This is a genomic window from Candidatus Velamenicoccus archaeovorus, assembly GCF_004102945.1.
In the GTDB taxonomy this organism is placed as follows: Bacteria; Omnitrophota; Gorgyraeia; order Velamenicoccales; family Velamenicoccaceae; genus Velamenicoccus; species Velamenicoccus archaeovorus.
On the sequence record NZ_CP019384.1, the window covers coordinates 1,878,013 to 1,903,685 of the forward strand.

Here is a 25,673-nt window from a genome sequence, read left to right on the forward strand (position 1 = left end):
GAATAACAGCGCGTATTTTTGCTTTTGCATTTCGGGCATCGGATCGGAATAAAACGAACGCCGTAATCCGATGAATCATTCGGCGGCCTGCCGAACGGCTTCTCCCGGGGCTGGGAACTCCCGCCATTATTCAGCCAATTTGATTTTCTTTCTATCCATCGCCCCATTAAATCCATGACCCTTTCGTTTTGCGAAGCCACCCGCCGCGGCCGGATTCATCCGTTACCGGCTGATGAACCCGCGGCGCGTCTTCCTTACGCATATTCAGGGCCCGGATGATATCCGCGGCCGCCAGCGCGTAGACTTCCGCGTCCAAGTAGTGATTGGCCGCGGCCTCTTTCTTTTTCTGCCAGACTTCCTTGGCCTTGCCGGTTGTTCGGTTGCGGATGAGAACTTTATGTTCGGAAGTAAACTGCATCAGATAATCATCTGCGGGATTCTTGAAGATATGCCACTTTCCCGGATTCTTCGAGGTAACAAGGCGGTTGATCTTGTCTTTATATTGCGTGACGTTCAAATTCCACAACACAAGCCCGCCCGGAATGACCGCGCCAGTGCGAGAATTGATATCGATCTTGTTCGCGCGGTAGAACCGGCCGCCGGTGATTTCTTCAAGGCCCTTGATTGCCTTTGTCTTGTCCGGCCACTCGCGGCAGAAACGGTATACCTCATCCGTCCGGAAACCAGAGTCGATGCACGACATATATACGTTCAAGGTTTCCGCGGAACTCACCCTGCGGTATTCGGTCTTGAACAAACAATCGATGATATCGTCCCAGTATTCAACGCGATCGGCCCGGATGAGCCACGACTCTTCGTAATATCCCCAGCCGCGAATGACGTAATAAAAATGATCCTTCTGCACGTCGACACCGGCCGTCAGCACCAGCACCTCATCCGGAACAACGCCCTGATCATAATCGCGCGCCAGATTGCGCACCTTATCAACCGTGGTTTCTTCGATCTTCTCTTCCCAAACCTCGGCAAGCCATGAATTGACGAAATTCATTAAAAGCTCAACGTAGTCTTTTGATTTCAGAAACTCCGATGCGATATCACTCCATGTCAGCCACGGCGAATACAGCGAACTCACCCAGAAACCACGGTTGCGGTTATGCTCGCCTTTTTCCGAGATCCATTCACCCGCCAGCATCATCTTCTGTTTATGGATATCATCGATGCGCTTCTTGCAATGCCCGCACTCATACCACGCCAGCCGGTTATTTTTTATCCTCTCGGCTGATGATTCTTCTTTCGGCCACTTGATCTGCCCAAAAAGTAAAACCTGCTTCTTCCCGCAATGTGGACACGGCACATGAAACCTGCGCTGGTCTGATTTGTCGTACTCGCGGAAAATATATCCCTCGCGCGTGGTGGGCGTAGACACCTTGACCGTCTTTTTATTCCAAAAAGTTTTCTGGCGTTCGGACGCCAGCTTGATCGGATCCGCTTCCCGGCCCGAGAACTTCGGGTACTTGTCGACCTCATCCAAGAAAAGATAGCGGATCGGACGCGACGCAAGGTCCGCGGGGCTGTTCGATCCGGCAAAATAAAGAATCATCCGGTCGAAATGATATTCGAGCTTCGTGATATCGTCCGTATTGATCGGGATATACTTGCTCAAGACCGGCGAGCATTCGATCATCGGCCTGACGCGGTTATACGAAACGCTCTTGGCATCATCCGCGCGCGGGGAAACCATGAGCGTCGGGCCCGGATCCTGATCGATGATAAACCCCAGCATGTTGTACATCGCCTCGGTTTTCCCAACCTGCGAAGCCGCCATGACCGTGATCTCATCGACATACGGATCCGTGAACGCGTCCATGATCCCCTTAAGATACGGCGTGCGCGCGGTCGCCCACTGCCCGGGCTCGGCTGATGTCTTTACATCGAGCCTGCGAAACTGATCCGACCACTCGCTCACGGTCATCTTGACCGGCAAGACCCATTCAACGGCCGCGTACGGCACAATGGTTTTAAGAATTTCCCTTCCCAGCTTTATTGGCATTCTGCTTCCCCGCAAATTGTTCGATGATGTACCTGATTTCCTGATCAAGCATTTCACAAATAACCTTCGGATCCTGCTGATAGAGTTTCGGCGCAATATGCTTCGGCAAACGAAGGAATCCGGCCTTGATGCCCCGGATCTGGTTTTTAACGATAGAAACGTGATCCTCGAAAGGGATGACTTCCCCTTCTTTCTGCTTTAACTCGATCTCGCTCAGCTTCGCGCGGTTCTTGCGATATTCCTTGTCCCAGTAATCCTTGCCGTTATCCTCTTCCGATCCCTGCTTCTTATAGAACCACTTGAAGACATCCCCGACCTTAAACCGCGCGATCTCACCGACGGCGTCCCTGAAGACCGGCATGCCCTGCTGGACATACCGCCTGATCATCCGCGGGGATTTCTCGAGGTAGACACATAATGTCGGCAAGTCTACCGTTCCATCGATAACCCCCGCAGGCCGCTGTTCTGATTTCTCGAACTCCTCAAGCTCTTTAAGCTCCTTGGACGACAGCGAACCGCGCCCCAGCTTTTCGACAAGGGCGATGTAACGTTTTTTCTTGGCAATCTCAACAAGGTTGCGGTTCTTTTCATCCATTACTATCCCTTATCGCTTTTTTCCCTGAAAATTCCTCCCAGCGCCTGACCGCCACGTCACAGAAGACCGGCTCGATCTCCATGGCAAACACCCTACGGTTCAGCCTCTCGCCAGCGATAATTTGCGATCCCGAACCGGAAAACGGCTCATAACAGACATCGCCCGGGGTTGTATGAACCCGCATGGGTATGGCAAAAACCTCGGTCGGCTTAACGGTTGGATGATCAAGGCCCGGATTGCGCTTTTTGCCTTCCCAGTCCAGCTCCCAGACATCGGTGTGATACTCCGGCGTTTCCGGATCGCCAGTCCTTAAGAAACCAACCGTCCAGACACTGCCGATCGCCTTGTTTTTGGGCTTATACTCCGGCTTATGGCCTTTGACCCACATCAAAAGGCACGGTTCATGCCGCCACGAATAAAACGAGTACGTCAAAATGACGCACGGCTTGACCCACACGATTTCCTGATGGATTAAAATACCGATCTCTTTGCAGAGGCCCTCAATATCCGAACGCCGCTTCGAAGCGTGCCACATATAAAGCGCGGTCTTTTCTTTAATGAAACCGAGGCCCACGGTTAAAAACTTGCGCATGAAATCCACCGCGTCCGGGATATCGATCTCGTGATAGACATTCGACCAGTCCCGGCCGCCGTTGGGCCTGTCCGCACCGGTATAATCCACGCAATACGGCGGGTCGGTTGCCAGAAGACTTGCCTTGCGGCCATCCATAAGCCGCGCGACATCTGCCTCGCTGGTAGAATCCCCGCACAAAAGCCGGTGTTCGCCAAGGATCCAGAGATCGCCCTTCTTGGTGATCGGCTTTTCGGGCGGCTCCGGGATATCGTCCGGAAGGGTCTTTCCGCTCCCCAGATTCTCGACACCCATATCCCCGACACTCTCCCGCAGGCTTTGAAGCCGCAAGTTGAGATAATCATCACCGGCTTCTTTTCTCAACCTCTCCAAAAGCGGGATCAAGGCGGCCGTCCACTGACCGGCAATCTCGCTGTTATTAAGCGTCACGTTCATGGCCTGCTCTTGGATTTCGTCCAGATCGACCATGATGACATCGACCTTTTCGACCCCGTCAGCCTGCAAGACCTTATACCGCTGATGGCCGGACACAATCCGCATGTTCCGTTTATTAACGATCAAAAGATCCACATACCCGAACTTCTCCAAGCTATGCTTAAGCCCCGCATAGGCAGGCTCGGTTATTTCCCGGGGGTTGTACGGTGCCGGTTTTAACTCCTCCACCTTGACCTCAACGATTTCCGGTTTAACATTGATTTTTGCCACGATTTTCTCCTTTTTTATGTCCGCTCATGTCCATCAAAACGCCCATTTTGAACCCCTTGCAGACGTGTCTTTTAATCAAAAAAAGCCCGTATTCCCGACGGAAACAGGCCGTTTGGCCGTTTTTACCCCAGATGTGCTAAATCCCAAAAGTGATGGACATGGACATCGTTTTTTGAACCCCTCATCACTGAAGGCCCGCGCCTCGCCCGACCCTCGCCCGACACCCCCTTCCAAGGACCCGCCAGCCTACTCACGGCGGGCGGCGATCTGCGACAGCAGATGACCGATCGATGCCGGTTCTTTCTTGAGTTTCTCATGCTCCCTTAGCCTTATATCCATCAAGACCTGCCTCATCTGCCCATCGATTGCCTTCTTAAACCAGCCCCAAGCGTTCTTTACCTTCGCCTTACCCTGCATAAATTGCTTACACAACGCGATAACAACCTCCGGCTTGGGTGGGAATCCCTTGTCCGTACGGTATTCCATAAGCAATCGGTATAAATTGACCTCGCTTAAAAGCCTCTCGCACCATGAAGCCAGTTCCGCTACCTGCTCCTTGCTTGGATTGCCGTACGGCAAACTTGAGCTTATCCACAGGTCGGAAAAACAAACGTCCGTTTTGTTCGTTTCTTTTTGATCATTTAATTCTTGTTCGGGTGACACCGATGACACCAGAGGTGGTGACACCGCTGTCACTACTCCGGTGCCATGCGTGACACCGGTGACATCAGTGTCACTACTTTTATCCACAGGCGAATTGAGCAATTTATAAACATTCGGCTTCCCCTTTTTTCGTTCAATTGAAACGATTTCGATCCTCTCAAGGACTTTGATCGTACGCATGATCGTCCTGCGGCTGACATTGCAGTGGTTGGCAAGCGTCCGCAAGGACGGAAAGCAGTTTTGATTCTTGGCGTTGGCGTAATAACACAGCCACGAATAGACCGCGACTCCGCGGTTACCGGCCTTCGCGCTGACCAGATTCAAAGCGGCTTTGTCTATCCATAGAAATTTCCCGTCACGTAAATCCCTGATATCGATATTTCCCATGAAAAACCTTCTCAAGAAGAAACAACTTCATACCAAGCCATGTTGCCCTTGAGGTTACGCCGGATGCATTCATCCTTGCCGACCTTCCTCACGATGCCCTGCAGAACAAAATCCCTGATCGTCCTCTCGGCCCGCAAATAATATTTTTTAGTCCCGTACGCTATGACCTCGGCCTTCGAGAAGATCCCGCGTTGCCTGCACCAGCGTAAAAGCTGTTCTTCTTTTGATAAAAATTTGTCCGGATTATCAATCGTCTCCATTGTTTTCACCTCCCCGAAACCAATTCATCTGGCCCAGATGATCCAGCCCCACAAGGCCAAGAAAAAGTACACAACGAACAAAAACGACTGCGCGTATAAACGCTTCCTAAAATCGATCACTGCCCAGCATGCGTTCGTAAACATCCACACCAGAAACCCGGCCGGATCTTTATTCACGTTCAGGACAACACCGAAGATGGAGAGGCCCGCGAGCATCCACATCACCAGCTCTCTAAACTCTTTCGGGTCCTTGCCGAACGGCCGGTTGGCTTCAACAAGCTTGCGCCGGTTATACCAGCTCAGGCTTTTATAGATTTCTTTCCATCCCTTATTGATTTTCATAGTTCGTTGCTCCTCCTTATCCTTTCTACGGAAAATTTATCTTCACCGACTTTACGGGTCATCAGACCGATAAATATTTGCGCAATATATTCACCAACCTCACTTGAAGCATCGATAACCGCCTTATCATTTGTTGCTAGATATGCCGCATGAAGTCTTACTTTAGCCTGGCCGAAAGCATATTCTGCAGTTTCAATAGCGCGGGCTATTTGCTTCTCGATGTTTCTCTTGCCTATCTTTTCGTGGAATTTAAATCTGCATACATCGGTCATCTTTATTGCCTCCATTGCGTGTATATCGCTTTTTCCGAAAAACTGTCACATGTCGCTTGAAAAATTATTTCAAATAATCCTTAAGCCCTTCTTTTTCAAAAAGCTCTCTAATCCGCGCAATCTCCCTGTAAATAACCATTCTGTGTTTGTCCATCTGTCTGGATGCGTCGCTTATACTCAACCCGTCTTCGCCTAAAAGCTTGCATAACTTCTGTTGTTGCGGCGTGAGTTTCTGAAATACCTTGGAAAATTCTATCTTGAGATCTGAATTAATTTGCGGCAGGGCATCATCGCTTACTGAAATTTTATCTTTTAATGCAGGGGAATCTTCCTCGTCTTTAAGAGGCTCGTCTATTGATACACTCTCATAAATTGCCTTTCTTTTATCCGTTCTTGCTTTTTCAGCAATGTGGCCGAGCACATTCGAAACAACCTCCGCCATATAGGTATTTTTTGACGCGCCGCGACCAGGATCATACCTGTCACGAACCTCCATCCAATGAATAAGGCATTCCTGTAGCAGATCGTCGAACCCCTCCCTCTCAAGACATTTCCATTTTTTTCGATACACATTAATAATTTTTTTAGCAACGGCAAGCTCCCAACTTTCAAATAAACCTCCGTAATTGAGACTCACGAGACACCTCCTTTGTTTTTCTGAGGTGTCTCAAATGAGTCCTAATCAACGATATGCATTTAACGCCATGAAGTAAATCACGGAGGGCTCATAAATATTTATGGAGGTATCACTATTTACGTTTCTTGATCCTCGACAAATCGTCGATGCCCAGCAATTCCCTTTGAGTCGGCTCCCTCCCGAGAATTCCAGACAAAACCATTGCGATTGCCTCGCAAAGCCTTGTTTTTAAAATCTCTTTTTCCGTTACGGTAGAATGTTCTGCGTAAATCACATGAATATGATCGCCAAATCTTTTCTGAAAATTATTTTTTATCCGCTGCCCCATATTTGTCACCTCTACCGTGTGTATATCGGGTTTCTTGAGAAACTGTCACAGCAAGATGTGACAATCCGAGAAAAAAAACGATATATACGCATTGAGGGCAAACTCTGAAACAATCCGACAAATTGTCTTAACTCATTGATATAGCTTGACTTGTTTAATTATTGTTATAGGGTTGGGGTGACAAAAAATGAAAGGGGGTGACAAACACATGACTGCAGAACAGAAAAAGAAAGACAAGGAGTTTTTGCATAAGCTTCATGCCAAGCATTACGGCAAGAAGAAATCAGAAGCTCAAAAAACCAAAGCGCCGGTTACCGGCGAGCCATCCGCCAAGGAGCCGACGCGCAACGAGCTGATGCTCTTGGCAAAAGATCGCGGCATTAAAAACTTCCGGGTAATCAACAAAGAAGAATTGGTTGATATCCTTAAGGAAGGTACAACCCAAGAACGCATCAACGAAATCGTTTCAGGGGCAGTAACCAGATGGAAAGCCGGTTGGGGAAAAGGCAAAAACAAAAAAGACGTTCAGGCATAAAATATCTTTCATCCGCCGTGTAAATGCATTTATTTACACGGCGGATGCCTGAAACAGAACATACATAATTAATGATTACGCCTAATACAAATACTCAAAAGAAAAAACGCTATGTCATCTATACACGTTGCTCAACGGATGATCAAGCGCAAGGCGATTTTACCACTTTGGATGCTCAGGCTTATCACTGCAAAAACATGTTAGATGCCTTCGGATATGAATTGGCTGAAATCGGAAAAAAAGGCATAATCAAGGACGACGGTTATTCGGGAAAAGATTTGAACCGCCCCGGAATACAGTTAATCCTCACCAATGTAAAACAAAAGAAATTCGACGGCATAATATTCTTTCGGCTTGACCGGCTCACGCGTAATCCGCGCGATCTATACGCCCTCATAGATTTATTCCGAGATACCAGAATAGATTTCATTTCCGTGCGCGAAAATTTGGACAGCTCGACTGCAATCGGCCGCGTAGTTATAGGAATACTCGGACTCCTCTCCGCGTTCGAACGCGAACTGACAGGCGAACGTGTCAAAGCTTCCTGCTTGGCCAGAGTAAGACAAGGCAAATGGGTGGGCGGCAATGTCCCCTTTGGCTACAAGTTAATCGATGACGGCGATCCTTTGCCGAACGGAAGACAGCCGCATAAAATAATCGTCGACCCTGAAAACGGCACCAAATTGCGTTTCATCTGGGAAATGGCGGCTGATAACAGATCTCTTTACGATATCGCGCAAGAGTTAATCCGCAGAGGTATAAAAACACCGAGCCAAAAAGTCTGGCGTAAACAAAGCGTCGCTTGGATTATTAAAAATCCATTCCATAAAGGCTATGTCAAATACGGGAATGAAATACACAAGGGCCATCATCCGGCTATTGTCGATGAACATTTATGGGAAAAGGCAAACAAAATTCTAACCGCAAAACTTCCCGGACATCGCTTTGCAAAACAACCCCAGGAATACATTTATCTCTTATCCGGCATCCTTAAGTGTGGGAAATGTGGCAGTCACTATGTCTGCGAAAGCGGTAACGGGCATTCTGAAAAATTCTTTTACTATGTCTGCGGCAGATCGAAACAAGGATTGGGTTGTGAAGCGTCACGGTTATCTGCCAAGGGATTCGATGATGCTCTAATCGATTATTTTAAGCGTGCTTCCCGCGATCAAGATATCATCGTAAAAGCTATCGGCGATGCCATCTTGGATTCGCAAATAAAGCTGGAAAACCTCGAAAAACTCATTAAACCTCTTCAAGAAAAACTCTTATCGGTTCAAAAAGAAGCAAACAAGCTTCTCGAGCTGGCCATGAACAGCAAGGTATCGCAAGGAAAAACTTACAAAGATAAAATGGCAAAGCTGGATGAGGAAATTATCAGGCTGGAAGACGACTTGGAAAAACTACAAGCTAAGAAGAGTGTTGCCCAGATGTCTGCAAATTCGGGAGAGTTTTTACATTCTAACCTTCGATTTGCCATGCAATATCTCGATCAGGCCCCTCCTGATGCCCGAAAAGCCTTGATAAAAGCCCTTATCAAGGAAATCATCGTTTACCAAGACTATATCGAAATAAAAATGTACATAGATCAACCGACTGTAGACAGCCTATCGTGCAGACTATCTGTTCCGGAGGCCCATAAACCGCCCCAAAATGACAAACGCCCTGCAGGGGAAACCTGCAAGGCGCTTGTTACTGCATCGAACGCTCGATGTTCGCCTGAGCGTCAAGATTGGCTGCCCAGAGTTGTCGCCAGCCGCACCGCACAACCTCAAGTGGTTCAATTAGTTGTGAAAATGGAGATTAGGCGAAGCAAGCGGATTTTGCTTAGTTTAGTCGATCCCCTGCCCCCAAAACCCATCCGGTTGCCGCCGGTTTACCCCAATACCATAGTAGAAGCCTTAAAGATCAAGGCATTCATGAGCCAGGGGCCTACGATGCTGACCTGGGCACAAACCCGTAAAGCGTTAAATATCTCAGAAGCCAAGTTAGCACACCTGCTGAAAATAGTCAAGACGCTACCTCCGGACTTCGTAGAAAACATGAAATCTTGCACTGATGAAAGCATGCTAAAAATCTTCCACGGCCGAAGACTTCTGAAGATCTCCCGCCTAAAAACCGAGAAAGAACGCCGAAGCGAAATTGAACGCCTATTGCTAAAGATTTAGACCTCAATTTCCCTTCTTATTTATTAGCCTCTACTCGCTTCTTAACATAGGCTGTTTGCTTCTTGTAGGAAAACAAAAAGATAACCAGTAAGGTAACCACGAGAATAAAAAGCTCCCACCCTCGGAGGATCGAAAACTTCCTTCCTAAAATTTCAACTAATTTAAGCAAAACGAGCAGCCCAAAGCATGCACATAATGTGCGGTAAGTATTGTTGACTTCTGATAAAAGCTCAACTCCTTCATCTTTTTTTGTGGCGGCTACATAATCTTTATAATCTGCGAATTTAAGGAATGACGTACATTTCAACAGTGGCTCAACAACAAGAGAGCCAACCCTACTAATTACCAACCCTACAAAATAGTACAAAAAGAGTCCCAAAATTACATCCTGTTGTATAAAAGAATAGTCAGTTATTGCGTCAGCCAGAACAACAAAGACAACTCCGGGAAAAAGATAATTAAATAGATTATATGAGGAAAGTTTATCAATTATGTCTTTCATTTATTATTCCTCCCCTATTCTGCAACTTCATCATAAAATGGCAATGGTTCTGCCTTGACCCAACCGCGATCCGGAGCATTGTCAAAATGACATTTTGTGCTTTCCTTAGTAGCAAGAACTTTAGCGCCACGTCTCATAAAAGCATTTACTACCTTTCGCGATGGGTGCTTAGGGTCTCCATCTTTTGGAGAGCTCACAAAGGCTGTTTTTAGGTGTGCTGGTTCCTGTAACTTTTCACCTACTATAGAGTCGAGCAAAGAAGGACCTATGTTATGCTTACTTCCATGATGAGGAACTTGAATAAAGTTTAGTGTTTTCAAATCGATCCCTAGGCTTACCGCCTTCTTGATTGCCCCACTTAACGCCTCAATACCAGCATCTCCAGTAAATAGAAATTTCTTCCCTTCAACTTGAAGCAATAAAATTACACTTGAGTTGTTTTCTGCGCTCGTTTCGTTTTCCTGCGGGTCAGCCAATGTTTCTAGTCCCCAGTTCTCAGCAACCCATTTGATCGCCTCTTTAACAGCAGTAACAATCCTCTCAGTTAAAGTCAAACTTTCTTTTGGTTCAGGTGTTTCCCGGAAATTAGCAAGCATAACACTATAGAAATCTTTGGTAGGGCTTAATACAACTATTTCGGCATTCCCGTCTGTAAAATCATCCGCAAAAGGCTCATAAACGCGAATATTCTTCTGCTTTGCCAATGATTCTAACTCATAGGCATCCTCTAATGCTTTTTTTAAATTAGCTTTTAAACTGGTCCCCGTAATTTTGCCGTTTTGAAACATGTTCTTTAAATCTTGGGCATGTTCCCATGGCCTATGAAGACATAGAACTCCAACTGTAAGATTGTTAATTACCTCGGTTAATCCAGAAGCATGATCTGCGTCAGGATGAGAACAGAAAACATAATCAACTTTTGCGGCTTTATAATATTTCTTGATATGTTCAATAAGGGATTTACCGGATTCCTTTGTCCCTCCGTCAATAACCATTATTTTTTGCTCCGAACGATCCCCATGAAGGTTGCCCCATCGAATTGCAATAGCATCGCCTCCACGTTCACCCTCACCAACTGGTAAAAAATCTATCTCAAATCCCATAATTCACCTCACAGATTGATTCGCTTTAGTGCCCAACCAGCTAATTTCTCACAATAAACATCAAGCGAATGATGTTGTACGCCTATATCCTTCGCGATCGTCCACGATAACCAGATTAAATTTAGCGATCGCGTTAACTCGGCATATTCTGTTAACACTTTTGCATCTGCGTTTATTGACACTTTAGTCAAAAAGCGCATATCCCCATGATGCTGGTATTCAGAAAAGTTCTCAGCAAGTATTTTAACCTTATTGTTCTTTACCTTCTTCTTAATCAGCCAAAATAGGGGCAACATAATCGGCGTAAATGGTAAGAAAGGCACCACATCAAAAGAATTGATGACCCTGTAGATTGACGCCTTGATCTTATCGTCAAATTCTTCATTGCCGACTTTAGGGCTTCCAAATGTGTAGCATGCCGCCAGGTTATCTGAATTGATCTCGGACGTCGCAATTAAAGCCAATGCCCCGCCGAGAGAATGGCCGGTTACATACAATCCATAATCAGTCAAAGACTGCAGTTGCTGAGTAACATCTACTTGTATTTTTTTAAAAGCCGAAAGAAAACCTTTGTGAGTTTTGATATTATTCTGATCCACCCGCATAGCGGCATATAAATCAGTAAATACATCAAAGAACGTTTCAAACGTCAAACCTTCAGTCTGTGTACCTCTAAATGATAGGACCGCCATCTTGTCAGGATCCCTTTTTGCCAAAAAGGCCTGCGTTCCATCTTGATTAAATGCTCTAACCAGTAAGAATCCTGCTTCTGTTAACGCGGATTTCAACTCAGTGTCGTCTTTTTCAAAAGGCAAGTATGCCAGTTTCGACATTTTGGCCATAAGCCAAGATGTCCTATCACTATAAGCTGCTCGTTTTACCGGCGGGGATAATAATTCAGGATATTCAAAATATTTGCCGCTCATATAAATCCTTCATAAAAAATGCCATAAATCCTGAATTCGATCGGGTTATGGTATATGACATGTTACTAAGCCCTAAAGGCTTTTAATCCAATTTACCTTCTTCTAGATCACCTGGAGGCTCAATCCCTAAAAATTCTCTATAAATCCTATCCTTATAATCTTTGCCAATTTCGTTCACGGCACTTATAAATGCCTTATATGTTCCTGTTCCGCCGATTTTTTCCCAGAACTCATCCCCGATAAGTACAACATCATCATTTTTCATATCAAACCAGCGAGCGGGGAAAGCCCATGCGTAATCAGCACGTTTGCCATAAGGGTTATACGGCAACGCATAATAGGCACCATCGACTTGTAGTGGTTGCATGCTGTAAAGCTTCAAAATTTTTTCTTTACTGACCTTCGTTTGATCGCTATTGGGCAAAGGAGCCTTTAACTCAAAAGCATATTTTTTATTACTACGTTTATCCTCAGCATAAACATCGCAGATAACAGTCGTGGGGATAAGCTTCTCGCTCTTACCTTCTAAAATATATTGCAATTCCTTTTTCCAATCAGGACGCACCTTTTCCTTGCCTCGCCCGGAATGCTCCAGGGTATTCAAAACCTCTTGAATTCTTCGTAGCCGTTCTGAATTTACTTGTCCTTTTATTGACACACCCTGCTCACCATGTCCAAGCCCATTATTGGCCGCTACAATGGCTAATTTCTCCCAAACATTACCAAATGGAGTAACGAACCGCCTTTCGAAATGAGATCCTTTAAATATCTCATCCGGCACCAGAGCCGCATATAGCGGCTTCTCTGCTTTGTGGTCTTCTTTAATAAACGGATCCTCGACTAAAACCTTATGCATAATTCTGTCCATCATCGATTTGATGACAGACTGGATCGCCTCTTTCATTTTTTGTTTATCTGTCATATTTTCTCCCATATTAAAATGCTCTCATAAAAAGCGCCTTCTCGGCGGCCTGTTCGTCTATTTACATGACGATCGACTCGCCCTACAGATTTGAAGCCTACGTCTTCTGCCTTGTACAAGTTAAATTTATCGTTAACAACGATTAGGGCAAGTCCTTTTTTAACCATAAAATCTCTGGTATGCGACAGAACATCGTTTATACCTTTAATATAATCTTTGCGAGCCTGTTCCGACTGTCCATTTTTTGCGGGGCCGATTTCCCTCGTCTCATTATTTTGTAAACCCAATAGTTCGTAAGCATATTTGTGTTGGTCGTGATAATCAATAAGTCCCAGATAGGGCGGCGATGTAAAGATCATATCAATATTCTTCGGCAATTTTACTTCGCGGGAATCATCGTGAAAGATTACAACCGATGCTTCCGTTCGTAATTTTGCGTATTCCTTTATTCTATCCAGCGTATCAAGAGTATACCTGTATAAAAACTTATAGGCTTCGCTTACTGGCTGACACGTTCGATTATGTTTATAACAAAAATATGGTTCGATTTGAGGTTTTTTAGGGAAATCCAAATCATAGTGCGTCACAAGGCGAGCAGAGCGAGCAGAGCGCGATAAAATTACTTTCAATAAATCTTTATACGTGTATTTATCGATCAAGTCTTTAAAATACAGTAATTCGTTTTGCGTGCTCTGGGAGAACCATGTTTTGACGTATTCACTGCTGGTTGATAAACGGCCATTACCTCCATTTTTTGGAGAAGAGGGGCCATATTTAAAAGTATATAATTTTTTCAGAATATCTCTCAATTCCGTTTCCAGTAAATCTAAATCATATTTAGCCGTCTTAACTTGAGAAAGCAAAGTGTTGAACGAAGAAATGTCTGTGCCGATTGAATCAACCCCAAGAATATTTGCCTCCACAAGGGTTGTTCCAGATCCACAAAATGGGTCGTAAACTAATTTTGGCTGATATTTCCTAAGGAAAATTTCGACTAATTGAGGAATAAATTTCCCCATATATGGATGCAGTCTATGGACATGCTTTGTCCGTTCGTTTTCCGGAAGATCTCTTTCACGCCAATTCAGGTTCAAATCATCAAGTCTAGTTTTTGAATTAACACTTGCGAAATCGGTAAGAGGGGTTTGTTTATATTGGATCGATATTTTTTCTGCTACTGCGTTATCATACATACTTTTCTCCTCTATCCTTAAATAAAATTACTACATATTTGGAATCGTTGCCACGACCACTCCCTGAATCTGAAAATCCCTTGTTAGAACAATAGGCTGGTGCTGTTTATTTTTTGATCTGGGTTTTAAAACAACCGTCTCCCCTGCCTCGTGAAACTCCTTAACAGTTGCTTCATTATCAATCAGCGCTACAACAGTATCACCATTCTTCGCTGTTACTTGTTGACGAACTAAAACAAAATCTCCGTCACCGATGCCTTTCTGATTCATCGAGTCACCTTTTGTTTTTAGAAGAAAATAACGATGTGGCGGACAGGCTAATTTTATGCTAACCGGTATTTTAGCTTGTATATTTTCTTCGGCAAGCATTGGAGCGCCGCAAGCTACAACTCCAACCAATGGGACATCCACGGTCTGAGCACGTATCCTATCATCACCAACACTTTTGACAAACTGCAAGCTTCCATCGTCCCTACGACGTAGCACACCTTTCTCAATCAGCTTGTTAACAATCAACGAGGCAGAACGAGGCGAACGATATCCAAGAGAAGACATGAGTTCACGCATGGATGGGATGCGTCCGATGTGCAGGATGAAATTGCGTATTTCGCGGATGGCTTCTAGTTCCTTATTCGTTATAGCGGTAGTCTGCATGTATACAGTATTATACACTTAGGATAATTTGTCAATGATTTTTTTCAGTAATTAAACATATCTTTCTGGAAGGGCGCGCTGGAAATACTTGCGAAACAAAAAACCTCCGCCAGCCTACTTAGCCAACGGAGGATCTATTCTTCAAGACGATTTCCTATTTATTGGATAATTTTTTTGCAATATTTTTGATGCTGTTATCCGGATGCTTAAGGAGCTTTTCTTTATCGTAGGCGATAAAATCGGGGTGGAGGGATATGCGGTACTGCTTTGAGCCGTTGTTCTCTATAAACTTCTGGCCGTCTTTATCCAGTAGGCTTCCCTGCAAAGCCGTCCTGAGATTACTGTAAATCTGAAATTTCTCGACATCGGCAATTATGCTGTCCGAGCCCAAGCTATGCCGGTGAACCCAGCCCTCTTTTGTTTTTTTTAATTCCAGCGCAAGGCGCAAGAACAGCTTAAACACCGAGTCGCCAAGCTTTATCTTGTGGTTATTCACTTCGATTTCGTTGCTCCGCCTCATGGGAATGGTGCCGGGTATATAGACCTTATCGTAGCATTTGTATTCAAAATCCTTATAATCCTTATTTTGCTTCTCTGTCAGCTCCCTAATGACAAGGTCCATGCCTATATCCGGCTTCAGCAGCCCAGATATAATCTCTCCGAGCAGCCTACAGATTTGAGTATCAAAGGTTTTATGGACAAGGTTCGTCTTCTTTAAGCGCTTTTTAAGGATACCAGCTTCATTGCTTGATACAGGCGTAAAAACAACAAGGATGCTATTATTTTTGAAGATGTATTTTAAGGTAGACAACTTAAGCAGTTTTCCATTGCCGACATTAAGGATAAAAACCAACCCCATACGCTTTCCGCTACGAGTTTGATTTGCTATATAAAAATACCCTTTTCGCATTCTTGCCCTTTATTACGCGCCTATCTAACTTAATTCTTCTATCCATTTTTCCAAAGCCTCGGGGTCCCAAGCCAAGCGTTGTGTCGACCTGCATTCCAAGGCCTTAGGAGCTGTTGCTTTTTCGCAGCCTTCAAGAAACATACCGCGAATATTCATCCACGCTTTACCAGACAAAAGCGCGTCTTTCATCTTATAAAAATTGTTGACTTCCCATTCCACCCAGGCATTCTTATAAGTCCCATCTCCGATTAAAACAACTAATTTGGCACACTGCTCAAATTTTTTAATAATCTCTTCTCGTATTGCTCTTGAACGACCGTCATTTAGCTGGCACTGTATCAATTTTTCGCTCCCGTCAGCCGATATTTCTTTAAAGCAACAATCGTGAGCCTCAAACACATGTTTCGATTTACCTTTAAGAAAATTAAAGGCTTCGACTTGCTTCTGATCAGTCTGGTCAAAACTAACAAATACGTTTATTGCCATGGCCTCCGCTCCTTTACATTTAAACCCGTTAATGGCAACTCTGCTATTGCGCAGACAGCCCATTATAAGGCCCGAAATACAGGCCGCAGGTTATTTACCCATACTGCTTTAATATTTTTATCCGCCTAAAACCTCTTTTTCCGCTTTAAGCCATATATTCCAATCTTTTCCTTGAGGTTTCCCTTCTTTTTCCCAAAGATAATATGCTTTCTTCTGCACCTCAACAAAGAACTTTTCAGATCCGGCGGAGGTTTCTTTCTTATCGGTTGTAATTTTCTTTATTTTTGCAGCCATTGGACGCTCCTTTCTGTTATGTAATTACTATTAACCGCCATACCTAAAATGCTTTTCGCGCACCTCCTTTCAATAAGATTTAATCTAATATAGTAATGCCCTTGGCAAGCATTTTTTTATCTTGAGTCTTTATAAAATCTATATTGATCTTGTTTCCGGCTTTTATATCGCAAAGGCCAGCGTTTTTATTGCCCTTTCCTATAATCAGTGTTTGGGCATCTACAGTAAAAATTGTCTTTATATGCTTCGCCTTGTTCCCGCTAACCCTTGTTTCCTCTGTAACTAATCTCTTGGCATTATTATCTACGCTCTTTACTTTAACACCCAGTAATCTATCAGAAATTCTTCCTTTGCGTTTACAGCCCATTTTTAAAGTACTTTAGAAACAACCATATCTTTAAGCCAAAGGCTCGTTACTCCATGGTCGTTTTTTAAGGTTAAAACTATATCCTCATCATTGCCATTATATTCATACTGCTCAATATAATTCCCCGTTGAAATTACCCTGATATTTTCAATAATGCCGGTGCTGTCTCCAGAATATTTTATCGTGTCTCCTATGTTTAATGTCACATTCCGGCTCATTTAGTATCCTCCTTGATTTTTTAAGCCTTCCAAGCTGGCCATTGATCTTATTTTTAGATTCTCAGCAAAAACAAGAACTTATTAGCAATCCAGAAATATATTGTAATGCCCAAGATATCAATTATTGTCGTAAGTAAAGGCCCGCTCATCAAAGCCGGGTCTAATTTAATCTTTTTTAATATAATGGGGAGGCTGGCGCCTATCACTGCGGAAATGATAACAGTTAACCCCATGGAAAGCCCCACAGAAAGGCTCAAGCCCCAGTTGTATTCTTGAAAAAATACCCTTAATATGCACGCTAAGGCCAAAATGCCGCCTAACAAGATTCCCAGCATTGACTCTCTTAAAGCTACCTTGAGAAAATCGTTTATTTTTATCTCGCCCACCGCCAAACTCCTGATAACTATCGTCGAGGATTGGGTGCCTGCGTTACCAGCCGTATCAACAAGCATGGGGAGAAAAAAACTTAATGCAATCCATTTTTGTATAGTCAGCTGGAATTTTTGAAGAATAAAGCCTGAGGCAGATCCCAAAATCACCAATAAGATAAGCCAAAAACTTCTTTTCCAAAGTATATTAAACAGATTCGTCTCAAGATAAGGTTCTTCTATGGGGACAACTGCGGCAATTCTTTGGAAGTCTTCTGTGGCCTCCTCATCAATAACATCTACCAGATCATCAAAGGTTATTATCCCTAATAATTTCTCATTATTATCTATAACCGGCAGAGCCAGAAGATCATATTTTTTAAAAATGCCTAAAGCCTCTTCTTGATCCCGGTATACGTTAATCTTCTTCACATCTCTAAACATAATGTCTTTTATCAGCGCGCCTGCCTGGGCTAAAACTATTTTTTTAAGCGATACTACGCCTATTAATTTCCTTTCGGCATTTAATACATAAGCGTGATAAATTGTTTCTGTTTTTAAGCCGATTTGTTTTATGTGCTCCAGGGCGGCTTCAACAGTCATGTCTTCATAAAGCTGCACAAAGTCCGGAGTCATCAGCCTTCCCACGGAATTCTCGGGATAATTAAGTATCTGCTGGGCTATCTCTCTTTCCTCATAATAAAGATAGCTCATAAATTTTTTAACCAGCTCCGCAGGCATTTCTTCAAATAATCCGGTCCTGTCGTCAACCGACATTTCATTTAAGATTGTCCTGATTTCAGATGTGGTTAAATCCTCGAGCATTTTTTCCTGTTCCTCTACAGGAAAACTCATAAAGACTTCCACGGCTGTGTCGGGAGGAATCATGCGGAATACGATCATCTTCCAGGATGGGTTAAAAAGATGGAAGATAAAATACGCTATGTCTTCCGGATGCTGCGGGATAATCTCCTTTAATTCGGAGAGTTTTCTTTGCGTTATCAGTTCTTCTGCTTTTTTTATAATTTTCTTATTCATATCGCCTATGTTTAGAGATGATATTCTTTGGCCGCTTCCGGCTGATATAATATTTTCTTAATCTTAAGCCTTCTTACCCCTGCCGGGACTTTCCATTCGATAACATCTCCTACTTTATAACCCAATATTGCTGTGCCGATGGGGGCTAAAATAGAGATTTTGTTTTGCTCAATATCTGCGTCTTCAGGATATACCAGTTGATAAAATTCGTCTTTACCCGTATCCATATCCCTGAGATAGACCTTTGAGTTCATCGTAACGAATCAGGCGGGATTTTGTCGGTATCAACTATAATTGCCCTGTTTAATTCGGCTTCAAGCTCTTCGATCCGCGCCCATTCCGCATCGTTCCTTGAGTTCTTTATTTTCCTTACCTCTTTAATTAATCCCAATTCATCCCGCGAACTGAAGCTGTGCTCCAGCTCATCAAGGGACCGCCTGTCAATATCCTGCCGGGAACTCATATTTTTGATTATTTCTGTGAGGCGGTCAAAATCCGGCTTTGTTATATAAATTTGCTTGTCTTTCATTGCGACTCCTTCTCTATATTTTCGGTTAGTTTTCTATTCTTTATATATATTGCTCGAGCCTTTTAATCCATAACTCTGATGTGGGCTGTATCTTTAATATCTGGACGCTGTATTTTGATCCGTCGAATTCTTTTACTTCTACGGTGTCTCCTTTTTTATGTCCCAGCAAAGCAATTCCTAAATTAGAAAGCACAGAAACCCTGCCCAGCTCTTTACACTCAATTTTTGGGATGACAAATAAATATTCCTTCTCTTCCGCAGTTGATATATTTTTAAACCTTACTGCAGAATTAAGGTATACGATATCAACGAGCCCAAGGGAAGCATCATCAACTTTTTTTGCTTTATTTAGCTTTTCTTTGAGGAATAAAATGCGCTTTTTTGTTTGTCGATCAGGAAAACTCCCGGCCTCATAGCCAATTATTAATTCCTTAATTCTCCTGTAGTCGCTTTTTTTAATTATGCACATTTAGCTTAACTCATTCTTAATCCTTATGCGCTAATTTCCGCAATGTTGACAGTATGCGCAGCAATATCACCTACGCTCTGAATAACAAATAATAAAATAGATTCGCCTCTTTCCGCTGTTTCTGATTTTTTATTTGTTTCCATTAAATCATCCTGCATACGGCTGCATATCTTTCTTAGCTCCAGGCTTGCTAAAATAGTCTTCTTAGCTAACCCTGCGTCTTGTTTTAAAAAAGAAATGACCGAATCCCAGACAATATTTTGAAAAATTTTAGCAAATTGAGAAATATTGATTTTATACCTTTCGGGGATATCTGTATTTAAACTTAGTAGGCTTTCCGCAATACCAGCGGTTAAGTCCCCAATTTGTTTTAATTCAATATTAACGCTTATGCTTGAAGAGATGAATGTTAAGACGCTGCCCTCGGGCTGATACTGTTTAATGATATTAGTAAGATATTCCCCGGAGGCGACGCAAAGAGCTCCTATTTTTTTGTTATTGTCTATTATCTCTTGTATCTTTTGGGCATCAAAGCGCATCAGGACGCTGGATGTTTTGCTGATAGCCTCCTGCGTTAAGCGGCAGCTTTTAAGCAAATCATCATTTAATTTCTTAAGATCTCTTTCAATGTCCATTATTGAAATATCCCTCATATCCATCCAATGCTTTTGCAATAACCAAATTAAAATATTCATGCCTCATTACTTTTTGATCCCCGCACTGACTTGATAATAATAGGCTTCATTTCTAATTGATAGAATGGGCAATCCATAAATTTCCCCACACAATACTGCTTTTTGCGTTTGATACTTGGACGGAATAAGCCGTCTCCGTAACATCCGCAATAACCAATCGGCCTTGCAGCAACAAAATAAGGGCACATGATTCATTTCCTCTTATATTGCAGGGCTAAGGCGCGCTGCCGTCCTTACATCCCCTATGGCATAAAATGCGTTAGGGTCGAATTTCTTTATAATATCTAATGTCCGGTCCAATAACTTGCGCCGCACAATTATAAAAATAATCTTTACAGGGCCGGATGTCCCCTGTGCGTCGATTGTGGTTGCGCCGTAACCATTTGCGCGGAAATACGTTAATAAGCCAGCCGGATCCTTGTCTGTTATAAATTGAACCGCTAAATTTCCTATAGCTATTCTTTTTTCTATGGTGATGCCGACAAAAGTCCCCATGCTGAATCCGGCCGCAAAAGCAATATAATTTATGGGGTTATTTAAATTCTGCATTATTTGGGTGACGCCTACAAGCCAAATCAGCATTTCAAAAAACCCTATAATTGCGGCAAGCGCCCTTATCCCCCGGGTAACAAAAATAATCCTCATTGCCGCCATGCTTACATCCGCTGCGCGGGCCAGAAAAATCAAAAGGGGGATAGCTATTTGAACAAAAATGTTTTGCGGTATATAAAACTGCATATCAAATTTCTCCTTTAGACCTTTTATTCTTTATTGCCAAAAGAATTATCTGTCGGCGCTTCAGGCTCTCCAGGGGATGTTTTTGCCTTAAAATAAGAGCAATCCTTAAAATTCCCCAAGCAAGACTTCTTCATTAACTCTTCGCTAGGGCAAAAGGCGCCTTCAGGATGACAACTGCATACGGTCTGCGTTTTTAACTCAAGCAGATACGGACACATGCCGCCTCCTTTTAAAATCCAGGGTTAGCATCTGCTAACCCTGGATTTGCTTAAACAGCCTATTATTTTTGTTATTGAGCGGGCGCCTCTTTATTTTCGCTCGCTTCTTCAATTATCGTAATAACATCTCCTACTGCGATACTGGCCTGTTCAAGCGCTTCTTTCAGCTGCTGAAGAGACATCTGTTTCTCTGCCATATGCACCTCCTTCCTGGTTTAAGCTTGTGTCAGTAAATGCCTCTATTTTAAAATACGGACAATCCCTGAATCTGCTAAAACAAAAATCATGCCTTCTTTGAAGACTCGGGCAAAATAACGTTCCTGGATAACAAGCGCATAAACTCTGGAGTTTTGAATTAATAAAATATGGACACATAATGAACCTCCTTGCCCCCTTGTTTAACATAAGGGCCTTTTATTACTTACGCGGGAGAATCTGTATATATTAGTTTTTCGATTTTCTTGACCAGCCCGGCTGCGTCTTCTGATTTATCGTAATACTCATCGGCATTAGGAAGGAAGAATTGTTGGTCATTTTGATTAAAAACGCTGGCGACTAATATTTTTATGCCCGGGAACTCTTTTTTTATCTGCTCATAAATTTCAAACCCGCTCTGTTTGGGCATGGCAAGGTCAAGGATTACTAAGGCAACCTCATTACTTTTCCTTAATATATCTAAACCGGCATTACCGTCATGGGCTTCAATGATGCGGTAGCCGTATTCCTCTAAATAGTGGCGGTATACCTTCCTGATACGGGGCTCATCGTCAATCACCAATATGCTTTTTTGCTGTTTTATACTACGTTCGGCCTTCTTGATTTTTTCCAGCAGCAAATCCAGGCCTTGCGCTTTATCATAATAATCAGCGGCACCCTCAATCATCTTCTTCTGCTCGTCAACAGGATAAACGCTTGCGACGATTACTTTGACTTTCTTGTAAGATCTCTGCATCATATCGTAAAAAATACTACCGTAAACCTGCGGCATTTTTATATCAAGTAGCATTATATCTACGGGCTCTTTATTTAATATACAGGATGCCTGGATGGCATCGGGAGCATCAAGAACTTCAAAGCCTTCATTTTTAAGCATCGTGTGATACATTTTCCTTACCTTATCTTCATCTTCAACAATAAGAATTTTGGTCATTTTTGCTCCTCTAAATGAGCGGGCGGCTGCAGAGTTAAACTACATTTCCTAATAAATCTCCACAGCCACCCAAATTTTCTTTTTTTCTTTTTATCCTGCCATAAGTATAACTTATGACGGATTAAAGAAACGTTAAAAAGAAATTAAAATTTTTAATAATTAGCTGTTCGAAAAATGGGGGAAGAATTTAAGATTTGTTAATTAAGAAGAGGGATGGAAACGGAAAAATTAGAGCCTTGCCCCGCACGGCTGGTTACTGAAATTTCACCTCCATGCAGTTCGGCTATTGATTGGGCGATGCTCAAACCTAATCCGCTGCTGGGAGAACTGTCTTTAGTCTTTCCTTCGATACGGAAAAACTTTTCAAAAAGTTTTGGCATATTCTCTTCTTCAATGCCAATTCCTGTATCCACGATAGAAACAAGGGCTTTTTGGTTTTCGTATTTTAAACTTATACCAATGCTGCCGTTATCGGGGGTAAATTTTATCGCATTATCTATTAGATTTAAAAATAAACGCCTCAAGTGCAGCTCATCCGCGTTGATTGTGCCTGCCTCTTGCGGAATATCAATGTTTACTATTATATTCTTTGGGGAAGCTAAAATTTTCGCCTGCTCATAAATTATCCCTATAAATTGAGTTAATTCGATTTGCTCAAATTTCAGAACATCTGGCTGGTAATTCATTTTAGTCAGCAGCAGCAAATCCTCGATGATTTTAAGCATCCTCTTGGTCTCTTCCAGGCTGACGCTGATGACTCTTTTATATTCTTCTTTGTCTCTTTCCTTTTTTAAGGCAAATTCCGACTCCCCCCGGATAATGGCTATCGGGGTTTTTAATTCGTGGGCGATATATGAACTCGAATCCGTGATATACTCGAATGACTCCCCCAGCCGCGAAACCATATCATTAAAAGCTTGTATCAAACTGCGCAACTCTTCATCAACATTCTCTGCTTTGACTCTCAGGCTTAAATCTTCATGAGTAACGTTGTTGGCGGTATCGGTAATTTCTTTAATTGGCCTTAAAATCCTTGCAACAATCACCCGGCCGATAAAATACCCGAATAATAAAGTTATAGGGATAGGGATTAATATATAAAGCAGTTTATTGTCTTTTAGCGCAGCCGAAGGAATAATAAATAAGAAAGCAATATATAAAGATAATAAAACCCCTAATATGGATGCGTATAATATGCTGATTTTTAATTTAATGGTTTTAGCGCGCATTCCTATTCCTTTAAAACATACCCTTTCCCATGAATGGTATGGATAAGCTGCTTTTTCTGTCCTTTATCAATCTTATTGCGCAAAAAATTCATATACACATCAATAACGTTAGTGAAGCTGTCAAAATCCTCATGCCATACGTGCTCAGAAATCATAGTCCTAGTGACGACATGGGTGGCATTAAGCATAAGGTATTCCAAAAGGGCAAACTCTTTACTGGTGAGCTGGATTTCTTTTCCGGCCCGGGCAACTTTATGCCTGAGCTGATCCATTTCCAGGTCGGCAATCTTAAGAATGCCGGTTTTGTCCTGCTTATTTCTCCTCAGCAGCGCGCTGATTCTGGCTAAGAGCTCTTCAAAAGCAAACGGCTTAGCCAGATAATCATCGGCGCCGGAATTCAAACCTAAAACCCTATCCCGTACCCTGTCTTTGGAGGTAAGCATCAAAACAGGCACATTTATTTTCTTGCTCCTGAGTTCCCGACACACAGTAATACCGTCCTTAACCGGCAGAATAACATCAAGGATTATAAGATCATATGGGTTAATTTCAGCTTGGAATAAAGCCTTCTCTCCGTCATTGACCACATCAACCACATAATCTTCTTCTTTCAGGCCGCGCTGGATAAAACTGGCCATCTTTATTTCATCTTCAACTAATAAAATTCTCAAAACCCTGCTCCTTTTTTAATATTACTGCGCAAGCTGCGAGAAGATGTTTTGCAGCATAGTTAAATCACGCTGATTAGCAAGGACCAAAAGGACATCTCCCCCTTCTATAATTGTATAGCCATTTGGAATGATAAATTTATCGTTGCGGGAAATAAGCACTATCAATGCATCCGGGGGAACGCTTAATTCAATAATTGGCCTGCCGACAACGCCTGCATTATACGGGACAATAATATCGGTTAATTCGGCATCAATACCTTCTGTCTTTTCGAATTCAAGGGGATAACGTGTTTTATTAGTCCAGGGAAGGTCCAGTTTCAATACTTTAGCGACAACCGGGATAGAAGTGCCTTGGATAAGAACCGAGGCGATAACAATAAAGAAGACAATATTAAAAATGCTGTCTGCCTGCGCGATACCCGCCATGAAAGGAAATGTCGCCAGGATAATCGGAACCGAGCCCCTAAGGCCAACCCATGCGACCATGGCTTTTTTGCGCATGTTCATTTTAAACGGCAACAGACACAGCAATACGCTGACAGGACGGGCAACCACCATAAGAAGAAACGTCAATAACAATCCCGGGCCTATTAACGGAATAATATGGGAAGGAAAAACGAGTAGGCCCAATGTTATAAACATCGCGATTTGCATCAGCCATGCCAGGCCGTCATGAAATCTTGTAATCATCCTCTTATTCGGAAAGTCTGCCTGGCCAAGCATCAGGCCTGCAACATACACCGCCAGTATCCCATTGCCTTTCAGGAAAACTGCGATTACATAAGTCAAAAGGATCAAAGAAATAACCACGGCCGGATACAGCCCTTCGTAGTACAATTTCAGGCGGTTAATGGAATAAACAATGACTTTGGCCATCAAATAGCCTATAACCGCGCCCATGCCCATATCCAGAAAAAACCTGGGAATCAAAGCGGCGATACCCATATTCTTGGCAGTCAGGATAGCAAGAAAACCGACGGTCAAAAATACCGCCATCGGATCATTGCTGCCGGATTCAAATTCAAGTAATGGCTTCAGGGGCTGTTTTAAGCTTATTCGTTTTGACCTTAAGATACTAAATACTGCTGCAGCATCAGTGGAGGAAACAATGGAGCCGAGAAGCATTCCTTGAAGCAGAGAAAATTTAAAGATATACACGGCAAAAAAACCTGTTATGACTGCGGTTAGCAAAACTCCTAAGGTGGAAAGAATAATTCCCGGCCAAACTATCGGCTTAGTATCTTTCCAGTTAGTATCAAGGCCGCCGGAAAAAATGATAAAAATAAGGGCGATGACTCCGATGGATTTAGCCAGCCGCGCATTATCAAAATAAACCCTGCCGATCCCTTCCGATCCGGCGAGCATCCCGATTACCAAGAATAGCAACAAAGCAGGTATAGCGAACCTGTCCGAAAGCTTGCTTGAGACAGCGCTCACGAATATTAGCACCGCAACCCATAATAAAATTGTTTCAAACGCCATAATTAACTTTTCCTAT

Annotated in this window: 32 protein-coding genes; 2 read left to right on the forward strand and 30 right to left on the reverse strand. The window is 43.1% G+C overall.

Annotation, left to right across the window (positions count from 1 at the left end):
- Positions 1-166: 166 nt before the first annotated feature.
- The 8 genes from BU251_RS08780 to BU251_RS08815 all read right to left on the reverse strand — a co-directional run bounded on the left by BU251_RS08780 (position 167) and on the right by BU251_RS08815 (position 6,464).
- Positions 167-2,011 (reverse strand): phage terminase large subunit family protein, encoded by a 1,845-nt coding sequence (locus BU251_RS08780; protein WP_128700810.1) that lies wholly within the window; start codon positions 2,009-2,011, stop codon positions 167-169.
- Positions 1,980-2,606 (reverse strand): hypothetical protein, encoded by a 627-nt coding sequence (locus tag BU251_RS08785; RefSeq protein WP_128700811.1) that lies wholly within the window; start codon positions 2,604-2,606, stop codon positions 1,980-1,982. Before BU251_RS08785 ends, BU251_RS08780 begins: the two co-directional genes overlap by 32 nt.
- Positions 2,599-3,903 (reverse strand): site-specific DNA-methyltransferase, encoded by a 1,305-nt coding sequence (locus tag BU251_RS08790; protein ID WP_128700812.1) that lies wholly within the window; start codon positions 3,901-3,903, stop codon positions 2,599-2,601. Before BU251_RS08790 ends, BU251_RS08785 begins: the two co-directional genes overlap by 8 nt.
- A gap of 246 nt (positions 3,904-4,149) precedes the next feature.
- The gene (locus tag BU251_RS08795; RefSeq protein WP_128700813.1) at positions 4,150-4,953 is read right to left on the reverse strand and encodes a helix-turn-helix domain-containing protein; all 804 of its coding nucleotides are present in this window, start codon (positions 4,951-4,953) and stop codon (positions 4,150-4,152) included.
- 11 nt (positions 4,954-4,964) lie between these two features.
- Positions 4,965-5,213: a hypothetical protein gene (locus BU251_RS08800; RefSeq protein ID WP_128700814.1), complete on the reverse strand. Its 249-nt coding sequence runs from the start codon at positions 5,211-5,213 to the stop codon at positions 4,965-4,967.
- A 24-nt stretch (positions 5,214-5,237) separates the two neighbouring features.
- Positions 5,238-5,555 carry a nicotinamide mononucleotide transporter gene (locus BU251_RS08805; RefSeq protein ID WP_128700815.1) on the reverse strand — a complete coding sequence of 106 codons (318 nt, stop codon included), beginning with the start codon at positions 5,553-5,555 and terminating at the stop codon, positions 5,238-5,240.
- A complete protein-coding gene (locus tag BU251_RS08810) occupies positions 5,552-5,827 on the reverse strand; it encodes a hypothetical protein (protein WP_128700816.1) in 276 nt (91 codons plus the stop codon). Before BU251_RS08810 ends, BU251_RS08805 begins: the two co-directional genes overlap by 4 nt.
- A 64-nt stretch (positions 5,828-5,891) precedes the next feature.
- The gene (locus BU251_RS08815; protein ID WP_128700817.1) at positions 5,892-6,464 is read right to left on the reverse strand and encodes a sigma-70 family RNA polymerase sigma factor; all 573 of its coding nucleotides are present in this window, start codon (positions 6,462-6,464) and stop codon (positions 5,892-5,894) included.
- A gap of 515 nt (positions 6,465-6,979) precedes the next feature.
- Here BU251_RS08815 and BU251_RS08820 point away from each other — a divergent pair.
- Positions 6,980-7,327 (forward strand): hypothetical protein, encoded by a 348-nt coding sequence (locus tag BU251_RS08820; protein WP_128700818.1) that lies wholly within the window; start codon positions 6,980-6,982, stop codon positions 7,325-7,327.
- Positions 7,328-7,398: 71 nt separating this feature from the next.
- On the forward strand, positions 7,399-9,495 hold the full coding sequence (locus BU251_RS08825; RefSeq protein WP_128700819.1) for a recombinase family protein: 2,097 nt from the start codon (positions 7,399-7,401) through the stop codon (positions 9,493-9,495).
- Positions 9,496-9,511: 16 nt separating this feature from the next.
- Here BU251_RS08825 and BU251_RS08830 read toward each other — a convergent pair whose 3' ends face one another.
- The 22 genes from BU251_RS08830 to BU251_RS08925 all read right to left on the reverse strand — a co-directional run bounded on the left by BU251_RS08830 (position 9,512) and on the right by BU251_RS08925 (position 25,657).
- Complete coding sequence (locus tag BU251_RS08830) at positions 9,512-9,997, reverse strand: hypothetical protein (RefSeq protein ID WP_128700820.1); 486 nt, start codon at positions 9,995-9,997, stop codon at positions 9,512-9,514.
- Positions 9,998-10,011: 14 nt separating this feature from the next.
- Positions 10,012-11,100, reverse strand: a complete 1,089-nt coding sequence (locus tag BU251_RS08835) for a ComEC/Rec2 family competence protein (protein ID WP_128700821.1) — start codon at positions 11,098-11,100, stop codon at positions 10,012-10,014.
- An 8-nt stretch (positions 11,101-11,108) separates the two neighbouring features.
- Complete coding sequence (locus tag BU251_RS08840; RefSeq protein WP_128700822.1) at positions 11,109-12,026, reverse strand: lipase family protein; 918 nt, start codon at positions 12,024-12,026, stop codon at positions 11,109-11,111.
- Positions 12,027-12,108: 82 nt separating this feature from the next.
- Positions 12,109-12,948 (reverse strand): TdeIII family type II restriction endonuclease, encoded by an 840-nt coding sequence (locus tag BU251_RS08845; RefSeq protein WP_128700823.1) that lies wholly within the window; start codon positions 12,946-12,948, stop codon positions 12,109-12,111.
- The gene (locus BU251_RS08850) at positions 12,945-14,141 is read right to left on the reverse strand and encodes a DNA methyltransferase (protein WP_128700824.1); all 1,197 of its coding nucleotides are present in this window, start codon (positions 14,139-14,141) and stop codon (positions 12,945-12,947) included. Before BU251_RS08850 ends, BU251_RS08845 begins: the two co-directional genes overlap by 4 nt.
- A gap of 30 nt (positions 14,142-14,171) precedes the next feature.
- Positions 14,172-14,795, reverse strand: a complete 624-nt coding sequence (gene lexA, locus BU251_RS08855) for a transcriptional repressor LexA (RefSeq protein ID WP_128700825.1) — start codon at positions 14,793-14,795, stop codon at positions 14,172-14,174.
- 154 nt (positions 14,796-14,949) lie between these two features.
- Complete coding sequence (locus BU251_RS08860) at positions 14,950-15,705, reverse strand: hypothetical protein (RefSeq protein WP_128700826.1); 756 nt, start codon at positions 15,703-15,705, stop codon at positions 14,950-14,952.
- Between the two features lie 24 nt (positions 15,706-15,729).
- A complete protein-coding gene (locus tag BU251_RS08865) occupies positions 15,730-16,191 on the reverse strand; it encodes a TIR domain-containing protein (protein ID WP_164908946.1) in 462 nt (153 codons plus the stop codon).
- Between the two features lie 117 nt (positions 16,192-16,308).
- Entirely contained in the window at positions 16,309-16,485 is a 177-nt protein-coding gene (locus tag BU251_RS08870) for a DUF2934 domain-containing protein (protein ID WP_128700828.1), read from the reverse strand.
- A gap of 79 nt (positions 16,486-16,564) precedes the next feature.
- A complete protein-coding gene (locus BU251_RS08875) occupies positions 16,565-16,852 on the reverse strand; it encodes a hypothetical protein (RefSeq protein WP_128700829.1) in 288 nt (95 codons plus the stop codon).
- Between the two features lie 2 nt (positions 16,853-16,854).
- Complete coding sequence (locus BU251_RS08880) at positions 16,855-17,070, reverse strand: hypothetical protein (RefSeq protein WP_128700830.1); 216 nt, start codon at positions 17,068-17,070, stop codon at positions 16,855-16,857.
- Between the two features lie 53 nt (positions 17,071-17,123).
- Positions 17,124-18,476, reverse strand: coding sequence for a magnesium transporter (mgtE, locus tag BU251_RS08885; RefSeq protein ID WP_128700831.1), 1,353 nt, complete (start codon positions 18,474-18,476; stop codon positions 17,124-17,126).
- 11 nt (positions 18,477-18,487) lie between these two features.
- Positions 18,488-18,703: a GreA/GreB family elongation factor gene (locus tag BU251_RS09565; RefSeq protein ID WP_228767808.1), complete on the reverse strand. Its 216-nt coding sequence runs from the start codon at positions 18,701-18,703 to the stop codon at positions 18,488-18,490.
- Between the two features lie 23 nt (positions 18,704-18,726).
- Positions 18,727-19,005: a hypothetical protein gene (locus BU251_RS09570; protein ID WP_228767809.1), complete on the reverse strand. Its 279-nt coding sequence runs from the start codon at positions 19,003-19,005 to the stop codon at positions 18,727-18,729.
- A gap of 40 nt (positions 19,006-19,045) precedes the next feature.
- Positions 19,046-19,474: a GreA/GreB family elongation factor gene (locus BU251_RS08895; RefSeq protein WP_128700832.1), complete on the reverse strand. Its 429-nt coding sequence runs from the start codon at positions 19,472-19,474 to the stop codon at positions 19,046-19,048.
- A gap of 23 nt (positions 19,475-19,497) precedes the next feature.
- Positions 19,498-20,169: a phosphate signaling complex PhoU family protein gene (locus BU251_RS08900; RefSeq protein ID WP_128700833.1), complete on the reverse strand. Its 672-nt coding sequence runs from the start codon at positions 20,167-20,169 to the stop codon at positions 19,498-19,500.
- A 201-nt stretch (positions 20,170-20,370) separates the two neighbouring features.
- On the reverse strand, positions 20,371-20,907 hold the full coding sequence (locus BU251_RS08905) for a DUF2179 domain-containing protein (protein WP_128700834.1): 537 nt from the start codon (positions 20,905-20,907) through the stop codon (positions 20,371-20,373).
- Positions 20,908-21,196: 289 nt separating this feature from the next.
- Positions 21,197-21,322, reverse strand: a complete 126-nt coding sequence (locus tag BU251_RS09600) for a hypothetical protein (RefSeq protein WP_275405390.1) — start codon at positions 21,320-21,322, stop codon at positions 21,197-21,199.
- Between the two features lie 224 nt (positions 21,323-21,546).
- Positions 21,547-22,275 carry a response regulator gene (locus BU251_RS08910; protein WP_128700835.1) on the reverse strand — a complete coding sequence of 243 codons (729 nt, stop codon included), beginning with the start codon at positions 22,273-22,275 and terminating at the stop codon, positions 21,547-21,549.
- Between the two features lie 197 nt (positions 22,276-22,472).
- Positions 22,473-23,504, reverse strand: a complete 1,032-nt coding sequence (locus tag BU251_RS08915; protein WP_128700836.1) for a sensor histidine kinase — start codon at positions 23,502-23,504, stop codon at positions 22,473-22,475.
- A 2-nt stretch (positions 23,505-23,506) separates the two neighbouring features.
- Positions 23,507-24,175 (reverse strand): response regulator, encoded by a 669-nt coding sequence (locus BU251_RS08920; protein WP_164908947.1) that lies wholly within the window; start codon positions 24,173-24,175, stop codon positions 23,507-23,509.
- A gap of 21 nt (positions 24,176-24,196) precedes the next feature.
- A complete protein-coding gene (locus BU251_RS08925) occupies positions 24,197-25,657 on the reverse strand; it encodes a potassium/proton antiporter (RefSeq protein ID WP_128700837.1) in 1,461 nt (486 codons plus the stop codon).
- Positions 25,658-25,673: the final 16 nt, after the last annotated feature.

Coding starts and splice junctions, on each gene's coding strand:
- BU251_RS08780 (WP_128700810.1), bottom strand. CDS start 2,011: ATGCCAATAAAGCTGGGAAGGGAAATTCTTAAAACCATTGTGCCGTAC.
- BU251_RS08785 (WP_128700811.1), bottom strand. CDS start 2,606: ATGGATGAAAAGAACCGCAACCTTGTTGAGATTGCCAAGAAAAAACGT.
- BU251_RS08795 (WP_128700813.1), bottom strand. CDS start 4,953: ATGGGAAATATCGATATCAGGGATTTACGTGACGGGAAATTTCTATGG.
- BU251_RS08800 (WP_128700814.1), bottom strand. CDS start 5,213: ATGGAGACGATTGATAATCCGGACAAATTTTTATCAAAAGAAGAACAG.
- BU251_RS08805 (WP_128700815.1), bottom strand. CDS start 5,555: ATGAAAATCAATAAGGGATGGAAAGAAATCTATAAAAGCCTGAGCTGG.
- BU251_RS08810 (WP_128700816.1), bottom strand. CDS start 5,827: ATGACCGATGTATGCAGATTTAAATTCCACGAAAAGATAGGCAAGAGA.
- BU251_RS08820 (WP_128700818.1), top strand. CDS start 6,980: ATGAAAGGGGGTGACAAACACATGACTGCAGAACAGAAAAAGAAAGAC.
- BU251_RS08825 (WP_128700819.1), top strand. CDS start 7,399: ATGATTACGCCTAATACAAATACTCAAAAGAAAAAACGCTATGTCATC.
- BU251_RS08830 (WP_128700820.1), bottom strand. CDS start 9,997: ATGAAAGACATAATTGATAAACTTTCCTCATATAATCTATTTAATTAT.
- BU251_RS08835 (WP_128700821.1), bottom strand. CDS start 11,100: ATGGGATTTGAGATAGATTTTTTACCAGTTGGTGAGGGTGAACGTGGA.
- BU251_RS08840 (WP_128700822.1), bottom strand. CDS start 12,026: ATGAGCGGCAAATATTTTGAATATCCTGAATTATTATCCCCGCCGGTA.
- BU251_RS08845 (WP_128700823.1), bottom strand. CDS start 12,948: ATGACAGATAAACAAAAAATGAAAGAGGCGATCCAGTCTGTCATCAAA.
- BU251_RS08850 (WP_128700824.1), bottom strand. CDS start 14,141: ATGTATGATAACGCAGTAGCAGAAAAAATATCGATCCAATATAAACAA.
- lexA (WP_128700825.1), bottom strand. CDS start 14,795: ATGCAGACTACCGCTATAACGAATAAGGAACTAGAAGCCATCCGCGAA.
- BU251_RS08860 (WP_128700826.1), bottom strand. CDS start 15,705: ATGCGAAAAGGGTATTTTTATATAGCAAATCAAACTCGTAGCGGAAAG.
- BU251_RS08865 (WP_164908946.1), bottom strand. CDS start 16,191: ATGGCAATAAACGTATTTGTTAGTTTTGACCAGACTGATCAGAAGCAA.
- BU251_RS08870 (WP_128700828.1), bottom strand. CDS start 16,485: ATGGCTGCAAAAATAAAGAAAATTACAACCGATAAGAAAGAAACCTCC.
- BU251_RS08875 (WP_128700829.1), bottom strand. CDS start 16,852: ATGGGCTGTAAACGCAAAGGAAGAATTTCTGATAGATTACTGGGTGTT.
- BU251_RS08880 (WP_128700830.1), bottom strand. CDS start 17,070: ATGAGCCGGAATGTGACATTAAACATAGGAGACACGATAAAATATTCT.
- mgtE (WP_128700831.1), bottom strand. CDS start 18,476: ATGAATAAGAAAATTATAAAAAAAGCAGAAGAACTGATAACGCAAAGA.
- BU251_RS09565 (WP_228767808.1), bottom strand. CDS start 18,703: ATGGATACGGGTAAAGACGAATTTTATCAACTGGTATATCCTGAAGAC.
- BU251_RS09570 (WP_228767809.1), bottom strand. CDS start 19,005: ATGAAAGACAAGCAAATTTATATAACAAAGCCGGATTTTGACCGCCTC.
- BU251_RS08895 (WP_128700832.1), bottom strand. CDS start 19,474: ATGTGCATAATTAAAAAAAGCGACTACAGGAGAATTAAGGAATTAATA.
- BU251_RS08900 (WP_128700833.1), bottom strand. CDS start 20,169: ATGAATATTTTAATTTGGTTATTGCAAAAGCATTGGATGGATATGAGG.
- BU251_RS08905 (WP_128700834.1), bottom strand. CDS start 20,907: ATGCAGTTTTATATACCGCAAAACATTTTTGTTCAAATAGCTATCCCC.
- BU251_RS09600 (WP_275405390.1), bottom strand. CDS start 21,322: ATGGCAGAGAAACAGATGTCTCTTCAGCAGCTGAAAGAAGCGCTTGAA.
- BU251_RS08910 (WP_128700835.1), bottom strand. CDS start 22,275: ATGACCAAAATTCTTATTGTTGAAGATGAAGATAAGGTAAGGAAAATG.
- BU251_RS08915 (WP_128700836.1), bottom strand. CDS start 23,504: ATGCGCGCTAAAACCATTAAATTAAAAATCAGCATATTATACGCATCC.
- BU251_RS08925 (WP_128700837.1), bottom strand. CDS start 25,657: ATGGCGTTTGAAACAATTTTATTATGGGTTGCGGTGCTAATATTCGTG.